Here is a 15152-nt window from a genome sequence, read left to right as displayed (position 1 = left end):
TGATATCGGGAAGGCTTGAGTACACAGCAATGAACAGTAGCTCACTAACCGATGCGCTCCGGGAAACACTCTCGCTCTTCGAAGAAGCCGGAGTTCCTCGGACGACGACTGAGGTAGCGGATCGCCTCGAGCTTGGCCGACGAAGCACGTACGAACGATTGGAGCGTCTCGTCGATGAGGGTCGACTCGATATTAAAAAAGTAGGTGGGAATGGGCGCGTGTGGTGGCGACCACTCGAGGACCGCAACTCCGCCACGCCCGACTGGGAGGCGCCGGCCGAGTTCCTAATTGACGACGTATTCGACAACGCCCCAGTCGGTGTATTCGTCCTCAACGCGGATTTTGAGGTGGCATGGATCAACGAGGCAGTCGAGCGGCACTTCGGCGTCGAACGTGAGCGGGTGCTCGGCCGAGACAAGCGGACACTCGTTGACGAGTGCATCGCGCCAGTCGTCGAGGACTCGGAGACGTTTGTCGACACCGTTCTGGCGACGTACGACGACAACACGTACACCGAACGCTTCGAGTGTCACGTCACTCCTGGCGACGGAGGCCAGAAGCGATGGCTCGAACACTGGAGTAAGCCCATCGAATCTGGGCCGTACGCCGGTGGCCGGGTCGAACTATACTACGACGTGACTGACCGCAAACCGGAGGAGAGCGCCCACCGGACCGACCGAAAACAGTTCGAGTCCCTCGTCAACGTAGTTGAGGAGTACGCCATCTTCCTGCTCGACCCTGATGGGCATGTCCAGACGTGGAATCCTGGGGCAGCGCGCATCAAGGGGTACGACGCCGAGGATATCGTCGGTGAGCACATCTCCACGTTCTACACTGATGAGGACCGTGCTGCGGATGTCCCGGCTGACAATCTGGAGAGAGCAGCAAGAGAGGGAGAGTTCGAAGACGAGGGATGGCGCATGTGCGCCGACGGATCTCGCTTCTGGGCCAATGTCACTCTCACGGCGATTCGAGACGACGACGGGACCCTCGATGGATACGCGAAGGTCACCCGCGATATGACTGGTCGCCGGGAACAGGAGCGACAGCTACGACGTGAGCGCGACCTCACTGACCGGATTATCGACACGAGTCCCGTGGGTATCATGGTCCTGGATAGTGACGGAAATCAAGTCCGACTAAACGAACGTGCAAAGGACGTCCTCGGAATACCAGATGATCAAGCGGAGTCCTATTCACCCAGCGACCGGACGGTCTACGACGTAGATGGGAACCTCGTTTCACCTGACGAGCATCCTGCCGCTTTAACCTTAGAGACTGGTGAACCCGTCTTCGATTGGGAAGCGAAGGTCGAACGTCCGGACGGTGAGCATCGGTGGTTGTCCGTGAACGCGGCGCCGATATTCGATGCCAACGGAGAGATCGAACGTGTAATCACCACTGGTGAGGACATTACACGACTCAAATCACAGGCCCAGCGTCTCGAACGCCAGCGCGACGACCTCGAAAGCGAGCTCGAAACAATCTTCGAGCGCGTCGACGACGGGTTCTTCGCGCTCGATGATGACCTCCGGTTCACGTACGTCAACGAGCACGCGGTTGAGCTGCTAGAGCAGTCGCCAGCCGAACTCCAGGGGAGATACATCTGGGACGCGCTCGAACCGGGGCCGAAAGCGGTAGACGCTTTCGAGGAGGCCCTCGAGACCCAGCAGTCTCTCTCGTTCGAGGAGTTCTACGAACCTATCGGGACATGGTTCGAAAATCACGTGTATCCCTCCGAGGATGGTTTGTCGGTCTACTTCCGGGATGTCACCGGGCCCAAGGAGCGAAAACGCCAACTCGAAGAGTACGAGACGATCGTCGAGACGGTGACCGACGGCGTCTACTCGGTCGACGAGAACTACCAGTTTACCCTGGTCAACGAAGGGTACACGGAGCTAACCGGCTACGACCGTCAAGAACTGCTTGGCAGTCACATCACTGCGGTGGTCGACGAAGATGCACTTGCAGTCGGAGAGCAACGCCGTAAAGCACTCCGCGACGGCGAGGATGACACGGGAAGCGTCGAACTCGAAATCGAGACGGCGTCTGGTGAACGGCTCATGGTCGAGAGCCGTTATGCAGAACTTCCATCCGATGGCGAGTTCGAGGGAACCGCTGGTGTCGTCCGAGACGTTACCGATCGGAAGCGCCGTGAGCGTAAACTCGAGGAGTACAGGCGCCACTTCGAGACACTTATCGAAAACTTCCCCGCTGGGGCCGTTGCCCTCGTCGACGAGAACCTCCGATATACTACGTTCGCGGGTGTGGCAGAAGGAGAGACAGGTGTGACGAGAGCAGATCTGGAGGGGTCACTCGCTCATGACGTCCTGCCACCCAAAATCGCAGATATCGTCGTCCCACGGTATGAGGACGCACTTGCCGGGCAGAGCTCCGAGTTCAAGGATGTGATCGACGGCAGGATCTACCAGTTCCACTTCGTTCCTGTACGCGATGACGACGGCGATATCTTTGCCGCCACGGCAATGTCGCAGGACATCACGGAGTTGAAAACACGCGAACGGGAACTCGAGACCCGCGTCCGTCAACAGGAAGTCGTCACCGAATTGGGGCAGCGCGCCCTAGAAGTTCGAGACCTCGACGCACTGATGACGGAGGCCGTCGAACTCGTCGCGGAAACGCTCGATAACGACTACTGTAAAGTCTTGGAACTCGACGCTGATGCAGAGGAACTGCTGCTGCGTCAGGGCGTCGGCTGGGACGACGGCATCGTCGGCGAGGCGACCGTCTCGGCTGTCGAGGCCGACTCGCAGGCGGCGTACACCCTGGCGTCCGAGACACCTGTCAGAGTCGAGGACCTCGACACGGAGCCGCGATTCAGCGGACCGCATTTGCTTACAAGCCACGGTGTCTGTAGCGGGATTAGCACAATCATCGGTCCATACGACGACCCATGGGGTATCTTGGGAACACACGACACCGAGTCTGCACGATGCTCCGACCACGACGTCAACTTCGTCCAGTCAGTCGCCAATATCCTCGCAAGCGCTATTGAGAGCCATGGCCACGAACGGGAACTTGTGCGTCAGCGTGCCGAACTCGTCGCACTGGACAACATCAACCAAGTCGTCCAGGAGATTACCGACGCTGTCATCGACCAGTCAACCCGCGATGAGATCGAAACGACCGTTTGCGAGCGACTCGCGTCTGCTGATTCGTACTCCTTTGCCTGGATAGGCGACGTTGATGCCGCCACGGAGACCGTGAATCTCCGGACCGAGGCGGGTGTCAAGGGATACCTTGACGATATCACTATCACCGTCGACCCGGACGACGAACGGAGCAAGGGTCCGACGGGACGGGCCTTCCGCACCGGCGAGGTGCAGACGTTGCACGAACTCTCAACCGACGGCCGCTACGACCCCTGGCGCAGCGCCGCTAAAGAGTATGGCTTCCGGTCGTCGGCCGCAATCCCGATTGTCCACGAAAGCACTACTTACGGTGTATTGAACGTCTACGCCGAGCGCCCGAAGGCGTTCGAAGGGCACGAACGTGACGTGATCGTCCAACTCGGCGAAATTATTGGCCACGCAATCGCCGCCGTCGAGCGAAAACGCGCGCTGTTGAGCGACGAAGTTGTCGAACTGCAGTTCCAGATCGAGAACGTCTTCGAGTCGCTGGATATAGATGTTCCAGAAACGGACCCAATCCGCCTCGAACAGACGGTTCCAATCGCCGACGACGACTACATCTTCTTCGGGCGGACGACGCCGGAAGATATCGATACCCTGGAGACGATGGTCAAGGCCATTCCGTTTTACGAAAGCGTTACCTTCCGCGACAATGGTGACGAGACCATGTTCGAACTCCAAGTCTCTGAGCCCCCGGTCTTGTCTACCATTGCCTCGCTGGGCGGCTCCGTTCCCGAGGCCGTCATCGAAGACGGTGATTATCGCCTGACGGTCCATCTCTCACCGAGCGTGAACGTTCGGGAAGTAATCGATAAAATGCACGAGGTGTATCCCGATGCAAACCTTCTGAAGCGCCGCCAGCGATCGATCCGTGACCATGGCAAACCCACGGTTCCCGAATTGCTGACCGATCTCACACCACGACAGCGGTCTGCGCTGGAAACTGCTTTCCACACCGGATTTTTCGAGTGGCCTCGTGATACCTCGGGCGAAGAAGTCGCTGCATTACTCGATGTTGCGCCGCCGACCTTCCACCAGCATCTCCGGAAAGCCGAACGGAAAGTGTTCGAATCGGTGTACTCGTCCACCACTTCGGCCTAAACGTCGCAAGGCGAGCGATGAATACGCACTGTGTGTGCAGCAGACCAGACATGCCAATTGCATCGCTTTTTGAGCAGAATTGCAGTTGATTTGTACAGAGTGGATATAATTCAGTCTGACGAGGCCTGAGTGATTTCACAGTAAAATATAGGCGAATACACTGAACAGATTCCCGCCTATCGAGGTGGCAATCATCACCAGCCCGAGAGTCACCCCAGTGTTGCTCCTGAGCGAGCCTTCACGCCCGATATGGCCGAAGGCCCATGCAGTGATGCTGATGATGAATATCGCCAGACCCAGATGGTACAGCAACCCACTGAGCGCTTCTGAGAGGAGTATCAAATCACTCTCCCCTGACCCGGAGAGGGATGCTTCATACGGCCAGCTATCGGGCAGGAACTCAGTCCCCATGATGAAGCGGATTGTCGCATAGAGCGCTTCAACGCCGATGATAACCACGTGCCCCAGAGCACCAGCAATGGCCATCCCACGGAAGCGAACTTGTCTCCCGGCATCTCGGGTCGCACTCACCCATCCGACGAGACCGACGATGAGTGCGATAAGCGTCCCGTAGTACCCAAGTACGTTAGCAATCGTCGCAAGCGCTTCAGCAGGTGCCACGAGGCCGTCAACGCTAGACATGGAGTGGCCTCACGAGACTAGCCAAATCACAGCAGCCGGAATCGGCCATCATTGGGGTGCCTCTCTCCTGCTGATGTATTTTCGCCACCAGAAGGCCAAGAGACCGAGCGCAATCCATTCGACGAACATGAGCACGCTGCCGATAGCCGCCTCAAGATACCGTTCAACCGTCCCCGTTGCTCCCCAGCCGTCGTACGAATAGGGAGCCATGTAGGTCGTGAAATCGCCCTCGAAGTATCGCCCATCACTACCAGCCAGATTATCGCCAGAATACGAAGCGCGAAGATAGGGCCCATCGAGCGTTGTCCAGGCTTCGCCGTCTCCATTCGTCGTCACTGTCTCGTCAACGGCGCCGCTCAGTGAAATCTCGCGGTTCGGTATTGGATTTCCATCGGGATCGGTTAGCCGGAGGAGGACACGCCTGTCGCTCGGGTCGTCTCCCGGTACGGTGTCGGCGACGGCTAGTTCCGAAAGTTCAGATGTCACGATATGGGCGTCAATATTCGCATCCGGAACCTGGGTATCGAAGACCGTCGAGGCCCGGACATTCAGCGCTTCGTCGACTCTTGCATCTCGTGGCCTGAATTCCCCTTCGAGCCTCTCGAACAGATACGTCGGTGAACCGTTGGCTTCGTCGACGACACCCGCGGGTAGCTCTGTTCCCGGAATTTCCTCGTCAATCGCGGTCTCATCTTCAATCCACAAGCCGCCGTATTCGCCATCTGGCCCGTAGGCCGCAGACACGGACACGTTACCGACGCTGGTCACCGTATGCACGAGCGCAGGCCAGTCGTCACCCTGAGTGTGGGTGACTGGATATGTCTCGCTGGCACTACCACTCCGTTCCTCAATATGCGTTGTCTGTGAGACCCCGTAGAATCGCCACGGTGAATCAACACTGAAAGTGGCGTCGCCAATTTCGAGTTCGATCGAGCTCCACGGAGCGCCAGTGAGGTCCTGGTCACCATCCCATTGGACGATTGTCCGGTCCGATTCGACGCCGTCGAGGACGGTGACATCTATTTCAAGACCCGACGCGTCTGTGTCGACGATAGTCACCGGGACGGAGTGACTTCGAGTCAGCGTCCGAGTATAGCTCTGAGAGCGTTCATACTCACTACATCGGCTACTCCGTACACCCCACCGGGCTTCTACCTCGGACTCGACTTCTAGGGTCGCGGTGAGTTCGTATTCACCGGGGATGAACTCAGCTGAGCGGTCCCTTCCTCCATCGGTCGCCATCCAGACGCCTTCCTCCTGTTCGACGAGTGCTGAGTCGCCATCGTAGCCGACCCCATCTAAGGAGACGGAAGTGACGGTCGCACTCGAATCGACGAGGTCGAACTCAGCCCATCGAGTACGGGGATACCTGTGCGTATGCGTATCCGTGACAGTCTTTGTCTCGTTCCCAACGGTGACTGTTCGGGTGACGGTGTGAGTACGGGTACAGCTGGACCTTCTCGTGAAGTCATCGGGGGCGCTGGCCCGATAGTCGTACAAAATGTACGCACCGAGGTCGGCGTTGTCAGTGACGTAGGAGTCGCGATACCACGCGCTCTCTCGGACATCGGAAATCCCAATCCAGGCATCCGATATTGTGTCAGCACTACCGGGTCCGTGCGGGAGCGGAACAGACCCACCGCTTGCTGTGGCATAGACCTCTTCCCCATCAATCATCGGGATGACTGCTCTGGAAGAATCATCACTGTATTGCAAGTACTGGTCCCGAATGTGCAGATACCGCTCCTGAATGGTCGCACTGCGAGCGGTGTAGACCAGTGCATCATCGGAGTTCAGTATCTCAAGCTCGTCGGTGAGAGGATTCCTATAGACTTGCGCGTTGTAGACCGTCCGGGCCTCTAGATTCCGGTTGCGAGTGATGACTTGCCACTGCCCAGAGGAGTCTGTTGGGACCGTCGAATCAGAGCTAACTGGATAAAATCTGGCTGGTGTTCCACCCGAGCGTTGCCATTCGGTAAACGTGATCCACTCATCCTGATATGGGATAGGCACAGAATCAGAGAGATGCGTCCGGTAAACATCGCCAGTCGTCGTCGCGTAGAGTGCATCTGCGGATGGCATTACTTCATCACCAAGCGCACTGGGATACCCAAGATATGTCTCATCACTACCTGGATCTGAGTCAAAATACGATGGTGAGACGTCTTCGTCGTTATTCGCCAGAATCCGAAAAGTCCCGTCGTGGAACGTTTCTACACCGGGACTGGGTGTCGGGACTTCGTAGATAGGGTCAAGCGAAGTCGCGCTGACGGGCATCGTGACTGAACTGAAAACGATAGCTGGGAGGAGGACAGCGAAGATGATTCTCTGTCGAAAGGCCGCCACCGAGTGCGACCAAGTCCTCGAGCAGGACAAGATACGAGCGAAGGATGAGTTCCCCTCGTCACGCGGTGAAGACATATTGAATCAACTCCTGAAATGTTTCGAATCCGTAACCGACAATCGCGAGGACGAATCCGGAGGATACGAGATAGAAGCCCCGTTCTCGCGTTCGAGCACTTGGACTGACGGCCCACGCCATCGCTCCGACAACGAGCAGAATCAGTCCGAGAGTCTGCATTGATGTTCCGAACCAAGCGGGCATCTCAGCGGCGCCGGCAATCTCGTCAACAATTCCGCTGTGGCCACTGAGGAAAGTCACAACCGTATCGAAACTGCCACCGAGTGGGTATGTGAGCAACATTCCCAGCAGCTGCTGGCTCACAGCTACCCACTCAGGGCTGAGATGGAGGAGCTGAGAAAGAATAGCAGATGTCGATACGTCGGCCGTTGCTCCAAACGCGGGGAACCACCCGATACTGGAAACTACGGGAATGAGATGCCCGAGCAGGTCTGTTGATTCGAATGTCATTGGAGGGATGGAGGAGCTGCCAGCGGCGGAACCCGCTGTCAACTGAGTACGCACAGAGAGGGCGACCTACAGCAAGTAGACTCACAGATTCCAACGGTTGTAATGTTACAATCCTTGCAATCCTGTTACCATTATATCATTTACCAACAGAGACCATCCAACGGAAAAGCCCGCTAAAATCCCCCTAATCACACGACAATGCGATGCCCGCCCTCCAGGCGGTTCGTGAGCGTGTAAGCGAGGCTAGTCCGCTCAACAGTAAGGACACCCGACAATGCCCGAAGTACAAATTGACTGGCACTCTGCCGAAGAATACGAACGAATCCGTGACCTCCGTGAACGCCACGGGCTGTTGTGGCGCGGCGTACTCCTCGCAGGCGCGAAAGACGCAGCAAGCACCGACCTCGTCCAAGCGATCCTACGGGCCCATACCAACCCATCGTCCTCCACCAGCCCGGTGAGCACCCTCGACAGGACAGCAAAATGCTCCAGTAGTGGGCAGGGATTCTCTGCTAACGACGTGGCGGATGTCGACAAGAAAGGTGGTCCACACGATACAACCAGGTCGTCCAGTGATGTTTCATCGGTCGACGAAGATCGCGATGCTGGTCCAAGGTCTTTCCAGTCACACGAATCCCTAAGCAACAGTGGTGAGGAGCCAAGCAATGAATCCAGGGACGGCGAAGATGAAGCGTTCGAGTCTTTAGAGACCCACAGCCAGGCGTTTGAGGATGAACCAATTTCTGAGCCATGGGTAGAGGGTGAGGAAACTCACGACGGTCAGTTCGACTCAGTCGACCCGTACTACGGATATGACGAGTATCATCTCGAGTTCGATGAGGGGCAGTTCTGATGCCATCCGAGACACCCGCTAACCACAGGACCCGAATCGAGATTTCCGATGCAGATGAGTATGAGTGGCTCGTAACCGTACGAGAAGATCTGGGCCTGACGTGGCGTGGCCTAATGTTGAAAGCCGAACAGCAGCTCGTCGCGACCGAGCAACAGCTCGGCCTCCCGTCGGGCAGAGACAACACGGATTGTACGGAGGATTCGCCGTGAGCCAGGATATCCCGATGGCCTCGAATCTGCTGAAATCAAAGATCGGTGGCTACGAAGTCCGAAAGTTGGCGGAATCAATCGGCCCACCGATGCTGCCGTGTGTGATACTGTACACACTCGGGTTGCCGCTACAGATCACCCTTCCCCTCCTCTTGGTCGGAGTATGTACTGGGGTCTTCGTCTACAGGCGGACGCCAGCAGGGCAACGCCCATTGAATTTCATGAAGGCAATTCTCCGTGACTTGCGGGACCCTGAAGAGTTCATTTGGCAAGCGCCGACCCCCGACCAGGGAAGCCTCGGCCATGGTGACACCTCAGACCAATGGCTCACCCACGACGAATACTCCGCCGAAGAAACCGGGCGGGCGTTCCACGAGGAAAGTAGTGTCAGTGACTCCGACAGCCCGTCAGCTGTTGAATCCGAGGGGACTCGATGAGCTCCGTCGACGGGTCGGGATCGACACTCGATTTGATGGACTTCACCACGATTCGAGATGGTGGCATCATCGAGACGCCAACGAGCTATGCGATGATAGTACGGGTTGAGCCAACCGACTGGTTGGTCCTTTCGACTGACCGTCGAGAGAGTATCTACCGCTCGTTCCTAAGCTATCTCCGAAGCTTGTCGTTCCCGACACAGATCCTGACGATGTCTACGGCATACAATCCTGAGCCGTATCTCGAAGGAGTTGCTGTCGATGACGAATTAGTCATCGGATCGAACACCGAAGATGATTCAGATGTCGCTCCTGACGAGTCCCCGCTGTTAGATTACGGTCGGAAGTATCACGCAGAGTGGGTCAGAGAAGTCATCGACGTCGCAGATATTCGAGATAGAGAGTTCTTTGTCGCAGTGGCTGTCCCCAAGGGCGAAGATCGATCCGAAGAGAGTCCCCTAAACTCGCTTCTGTCTAAAGTACAGGGCGAGAGCGAACCCGAAGAGAAAGATGAGGACGCGTACATCGAGGAAGTGAAAGCACGTGCCTCGCACGTTGCCTCGAAACTGCCTCAGGTACAGGTCGAAACAACTCTCATCGATACCAGGCCGGCGGTGCTGGAGATACTCTACGAGGTCTACAACAACGAGAAGCCAGCGTTCGGGTTCACACAGAGCAATTTCACCCGGCCCTCGGGAGTGGCCGAAGCCGCTGCAATTAGCTCCGCGGACACCGTTAGTGACACACCGGATTCTGAGCAAAGCAGCAAGAATGAGTCTGAGTACAGCCGGGTTTCTGATACAGACCCAGAACCTGATCCAGAATCCGATACGACTCATTTAGCCCCCATCCCCGACGGAGGCTTTGCCCACCCAGATTTGGCTGATCGGGTCTCGAAAGACCGCATACTGCGCTGGTATGCCAGAAACATTGGCCCCATCGGTCACGGTGAGCGGCCGATTATTCCCGCCTCAGTGTACGCTGGGCTCTCTCTGGCCATCCTGAGCGTGGGATTAGCGCTTGGTGGTCTCGGCGGGTTCGTCTGGAGTCTGGAAGCTGCACCACGAGGCGCTGATATCTACTGGACCGCACGAACAGCATCCTTCGCTGGACTAGCGGTGAGTCTACCGGCCTTCCTTCTGAGTCTCGTCATACTGCTGCCGACCGGGAGGAGAGCCAAGTTGGTTGGAACAGCAGGCCTCTCTGTCACAGCCTACGCTACGGTGTTGTTCGTCAGGGCGTATCCCTTCCAATGGGACCTGTCCGCACCGGCACAGACTACGTTCACGATTCAGGTGTATGCAGCTGGTGTCTTTGCACTGGTCTTCGCTGTGGCCGTAGCGATTCGTTCACAACGTCGACTCAATCTGCCGAGTCACACTGGTGGTGACGATGGTCAAGACGGAGGCATCGATGTAGAATCCGACGCCGATGACGACGGTCCAGTCGTGTCTGATGTTGCAGCTGATGGCGGCCAGCTTACCACTGCTGGCATCTCAGCAGCAGTGCCAGACACCACAGACCAGAACAGCGAGGAGCAGCGTACTGAAACGGAGTCAGGAACAGCCGACAGTGAAGAAGCGTCTGAGAAGGCTCTGAGCGAATCTAGCGAAGAGGTGTCGCCAGCAGAACAGCCAGGTGAAAAGCAAGCAGGAGAGGATAAATGAACCCATTACATGTCCTATTCGGAAACGAATCCGACGACGACGAAGAACGCATCCCTATCGACGATCTGACCGGGAACGAGACCGAAGTCGCGATAGAGTATCTACAACTGATAAACCGGGAGCCAAACCGCGAGAACATCGAGTGGGCGGCCTATCAACTCCAAACTGATGAAGTCCCGCTCGTCTCTCCCGTTGAATCGCTTGCGGAGCGCGAGAACTTGGACAAGAAGCTGATCGCGCCCAAAACGATGGAGCGAACGCCGGAATATCAGGTTCGAAACGGCACCATCTCGACGACGTTAACTGTCACAGCGTTCCCATCGAAAGTCGGCCTCGGCTGGCTCGTGCCCCTCACGGTGGCTGACGCCAATCTCAGGCTGTCGCTACACATCGAGCCCACGGACCAAAAGAAGGCTCGCAACAAGCTTCAGGCTCGATATACCCATACGCAGACATCGTTGATGCGGAAGGCGAAGAAGGGGCGTACTGACTTGCAGGAAGACGAAGCCGAACGGGACGACCTGCTTCGCATCCTCCAAGACGTCGTCCGCGGCAAGACGAAAATGTTCCAGATTGCAGTCTATATCGAACTGCTCGGGGAGTCCCAAGAGGAGCTGGCAGAAACGCGCTCGCAGGTCGAGACCATTCTTGCCGAACAGGATGTCGAAACGGTCGTCCTGCGACGACAGCAGTTCGAAGCCAACGGCTCAGTCGCGCCCTTTGCGACCGATACTATCGACAACACCCACACGGTCCAATTGGAAGCACTCGGGACGTTATTCAATCTCGTCGAACCGCCGATCTACGACGAAGATGGGATACTGCTTGGATTCGACGATACATCCCGTCCGGTCGTAATCGACCGCTACGCTCATTCCGGCTTTGCAGCCGCAATCACCGGGAAAACGGGGTCGGGGAAGTCCTACTGCAGAAAGAGCGAGGTGTATCGCCGGATGCTCCGTGAGCCAGATGTTCAATTCGTCCTCTTCGACCCCGCTGGAGACGACTACCCGTATTTCGCCGAAAAGCTCGGTGGAGAGGTGATTCGCTTCGGTGGGAATCAGAAAGTCAACCCGATGGATCTTGAACCACCGAACAGAGACATTGGGGAGACTGAAGATACCTATGCACTGACCGTCCGGGCCATCGTCGAGATGCTACACACCCTCTTCGAAGCCAGTGGTGGACTCCCACCGGCTGAAGAAGGGATGCTGACCCAGGCAGCGCACTACGCGTACCTCTCGAAAGGAATCGTGATGGGGCAGTACGACACCTATGAGAAGGAGTCACCGACTATCGGTGACCTCATCCGTGGGGTGAAAATTATCTCGGTGGGCGGCTTCGCGAAAGCGTTCGAAAAAGAGATTGTCCCAATGGAGGACCTCCTCCAGTTACAGGAACTCAATATCCTAGAATCCGATGGACAGCTGGTAGAGACACCGCCATTCGCTGTTCCTGACGCGATATTCGAGCCATCGGAAGCACACCGTAGCTTTGCCGAAGCGCTTGAGCCGAAATTCGAGTCGTTCAAGCCCGGAGGCATCAACCAGAATTTGAACGGGCAGACGAACCTGGACCTCAACTCACGCCTCGTCGTGATGGATATGAGCTCCTTCGCTGACACCGGGGAGATGCCCCTCATTCTTCACGCGATGTTGAATTGGGCGTATCTCGAGGCCAAACGCTCACCCAGCCGGTTCGACGTCACCTTCGACGAGGCGCACTATCTGCTGGGCCGGGAGTCGACGCGTGATCTCATCAACCTCTTCATCAGACACGCCCGGCACTACGACGCCGGTCTGACGCTCATGAGCCAGACGGCTCACGAGTTCCTCCGGACACCAGAGGCCCACGAGGTCTACGATAACTGCGACATCAAGATGCTGTTCTACACGCAGTCAGTGGCCGAGGAGACGCGAGAGTACTTCGACCTCTCTCCGGAAGAGGTGAACTACCTACAGTCAGACGCGCCTCGAGGCCAAGCCTCAGGATTTTCTGGCTGTCTTCTCTCCTCCACGGAACACGGCCGTCGCCGTATCGAGGTTCACACGGGGGAATTCGAACATCACGTCCTCGATAACGATCTCGATCCATGGGCGTACATCGCCCAGCAAGAGGGTGGTGTAGCACCGAGCGAACCAGCGGTTAGTGCTGGAATGGGTGAAGACATCGATTCGCTTCAACCAGTCCAAGAAGACACGTCAGGTATTGATGGCACACTGGACGCATCTGAAGCGCCCTCTCAGAACACCCAGCCGACCTCGGCTGTGGGAGATCGATAATGGGAGAGCTCGAAGACGCATTCAGAAATGTCATGACCGGCATTGTCGAGTTTTTCCTCGACGAGGTCGAGGAGATATTCGAGGATGCCGCGACTGAGTTTTCATCCGCAATCACTGAGCGGATGATTCGACAGTTAATCGTCGTTCCGAATCCGTATGAATCAGCGACTGCTGGGAATGTGTTCAACGGCGTGTTCGATATCTCGCTGATACTGCTGCCGATTTTCTTCGCGGTTGCACTCGTCGCATGGCCGTTCGGGGAGAATAGGGAATTCAGCATCGTTGAGATGATAATTCGGCTGGTGATGGCGATTTTCTTCATCGGGATTTCCCAGCCAGCGTGGGGGTTCGCTATCGATGTGACCAATGCCGTGACGATTGGGATGCTAGACTACGACCCAACTGTCGGTGGGGCCTTCGGTTCCTACGAGTCAGCTGGGGATTTAGCGTCCACGCTGAGTATGGTCATCTCTCTGTTCACGGCGTTCCTGACGATGCTAGCCGTGATATTCACGATATTCTTCCTGCTACTCCGGTGGTTCATAGTGTACCTCGTGTTCATCGGAACCCCGTTCTTCGTGGCTCTCTGGTTCGTTGGACGAGGGCCGCTGGAAGCCGTTGGTAACGTCGGGGCGACCTATCTCAAGATGGGCGTCTACGCGCTACTTTCGGGCCCGATTATCTCGCTGGTCATCCTCACGATGGCACTCATTGAAAACGGTGGATTCGTCGAGAGTGCCGACGGAATAGCTGGAACTGCAGCATCCCTCGCTGCGGAGATAGCCCTGATTATGATCTTCCCGATAATACTGGTCGTAGTCGTCTGGAAACAGATATCATGGGCGGGCAAACCACTCGGCGTCGGGGAAGCCGCGACAACTGCAACCTTGGCTGCCGCTGCAGCAGTCGGGACCGTCGCCACGGGTGGTGTCGGCGGCGTTGTGGCAGGTGGTGGTGCAGCAGCCGGTGGCGCCGGCGCTGCTGGTGCCGGTGGTGCTGGTGGTGCAGGAGGTGCCGCTGGGGCGTCCGGAGCTGGTGCTTCAGGCGCTGGCGCTGCCAGTGCAGGTGCGTCTAGCTTAGGAAGTGGTGGTTCTGGACTGGCCAGTCGTATGGGAAGTGTAGCACAGCGAGGAAGGAAAATCGCTACTGGTCAGAGCCAGACGCTATCGAAAGTCGACGACAGCGTCAGCTCCGGGGTAAACAAAGTGAGTGAGACGGCATCTGGTGTTGCCGATAAAGCGAATCCAGTGAGTCAGTTCAACAAGTCGGTCGACAATAAGAGAAAGGATGCTGAGCAGGCATCACAAGCTAGTGAATTCGTTTCTGAAGCAATCACTTCCCGCGAACTTGATCTTGAGAGAGCATCTGAACTTGGAGTTATCTCTCAAAGCCCAGCAGAAGGAGCTAGTGCAACCGTGCACACAGATGCGGACTCGGGGGCTACGATGGCCTCCTATCAAGATTCCAGCGGCAGGATGCAGACAGTGAATCTTTCGGAAGAACAAACTGCTGCAGCAGATCGGACACACAAAGAGCAGAAATCAATCAACCGGAGAGAGATGGCGCAAAAGGCAGGTGAGAAAACGTCCGCCGCTGGAAAAGTTGCAGCCGGTCGGAGTAAAAAAGGAGCAAAGATGGCAGGATTCACTATCCCAAAAAATGTCTCGAAAATAGGTGCTTCAGCCCTCGTTGGTGCAGCTGGTGGTAATCCTTATCTGGCTTATTCTGGGACCAAACGGTCTTCGGCAAATATGATGATTCGGCCAAATACGACAGGGAACTCTCCAGGGCGGCCTACTGAGGAAACGACATTGGATGAATTCGGAAAGGCAGCGGCAGGCCAGGCCGGTGACTCTGGGGACATCAAATGAATCAAAATGTCTCAAATAATCGGAGGCCCACCGTTCTATTCAAATATTATTGAAGTGATAGAACAA

Annotated in this window: 10 protein-coding genes; 7 read left to right on the top strand and 3 right to left on the bottom strand. The window is 56.6% G+C overall.

Features of this window, described 5'->3' with window-relative positions; translation table 11 throughout:
- Positions 1-29: 29 nt before the first annotated feature.
- Positions 30-4253: a PAS domain S-box protein gene (locus DVK00_RS21850; protein ID WP_199722488.1), complete on the top strand. Its 4224-nt coding sequence runs from the start codon at positions 30-32 to the stop codon at positions 4251-4253.
- 135 nt (positions 4254-4388) lie between these two features.
- Here the strand turns inward: DVK00_RS21850 and DVK00_RS18500 are convergent, their stop codons facing one another.
- From DVK00_RS18500 to DVK00_RS18490, 3 genes are all read right to left on the bottom strand, one after another.
- Positions 4389-4895: a hypothetical protein gene (locus tag DVK00_RS18500; RefSeq protein WP_121578206.1), complete on the bottom strand. Its 507-nt coding sequence runs from the start codon at positions 4893-4895 to the stop codon at positions 4389-4391.
- A 48-nt stretch (positions 4896-4943) separates the two neighbouring features.
- Positions 4944-6977, bottom strand: a complete 2034-nt coding sequence (locus tag DVK00_RS18495; protein WP_147435899.1) for an Ig-like domain-containing protein — start codon at positions 6975-6977, stop codon at positions 4944-4946.
- Between the two features lie 322 nt (positions 6978-7299).
- Positions 7300-7767: a hypothetical protein gene (locus tag DVK00_RS18490; protein ID WP_121578204.1), complete on the bottom strand. Its 468-nt coding sequence runs from the start codon at positions 7765-7767 to the stop codon at positions 7300-7302.
- A gap of 274 nt (positions 7768-8041) precedes the next feature.
- On the opposite strand from DVK00_RS18490, the gene DVK00_RS18485 reads away from it, so the two are divergent.
- From DVK00_RS18485 to DVK00_RS21430, 6 genes are all read left to right on the top strand, one after another.
- Entirely contained in the window at positions 8042-8620 is a 579-nt protein-coding gene (locus tag DVK00_RS18485) for a hypothetical protein (protein ID WP_121578203.1), read from the top strand.
- Positions 8620-8829: a hypothetical protein gene (locus DVK00_RS18480; protein WP_121578202.1), complete on the top strand. Its 210-nt coding sequence runs from the start codon at positions 8620-8622 to the stop codon at positions 8827-8829. Before DVK00_RS18485 ends, DVK00_RS18480 begins: the two co-directional genes overlap by 1 nt.
- 221 nt (positions 8830-9050) lie before the next feature.
- The gene (locus tag DVK00_RS21210) at positions 9051-9266 is read left to right on the top strand and encodes a hypothetical protein (RefSeq protein WP_147435898.1); all 216 of its coding nucleotides are present in this window, start codon (positions 9051-9053) and stop codon (positions 9264-9266) included.
- Positions 9263-10933: a hypothetical protein gene (locus DVK00_RS18470; RefSeq protein WP_121578200.1), complete on the top strand. Its 1671-nt coding sequence runs from the start codon at positions 9263-9265 to the stop codon at positions 10931-10933. The genes DVK00_RS21210 and DVK00_RS18470 overlap by 4 nt, the downstream gene beginning before the upstream one ends.
- On the top strand, positions 10930-13215 hold the full coding sequence (locus tag DVK00_RS18465) for a VirB4 family type IV secretion system protein (RefSeq protein WP_199722487.1): 2286 nt from the start codon (positions 10930-10932) through the stop codon (positions 13213-13215). Before DVK00_RS18470 ends, DVK00_RS18465 begins: the two co-directional genes overlap by 4 nt.
- Entirely contained in the window at positions 13215-15086 is a 1872-nt protein-coding gene (locus tag DVK00_RS21430) for a hypothetical protein (RefSeq protein ID WP_158598824.1), read from the top strand. The genes DVK00_RS18465 and DVK00_RS21430 overlap by 1 nt, the downstream gene beginning before the upstream one ends.
- The last annotated feature ends 66 nt before the right edge of the window (positions 15087-15152 follow it).

This window comes from Haloarcula sp. Atlit-47R (assembly GCF_003665985.1).
GTDB classification, from domain to species: domain Archaea; phylum Halobacteriota; class Halobacteria; order Halobacteriales; family Haloarculaceae; genus Haloarcula; species Haloarcula taiwanensis.
This window is presented reverse-complemented; position numbering and strand designations above follow the sequence as displayed.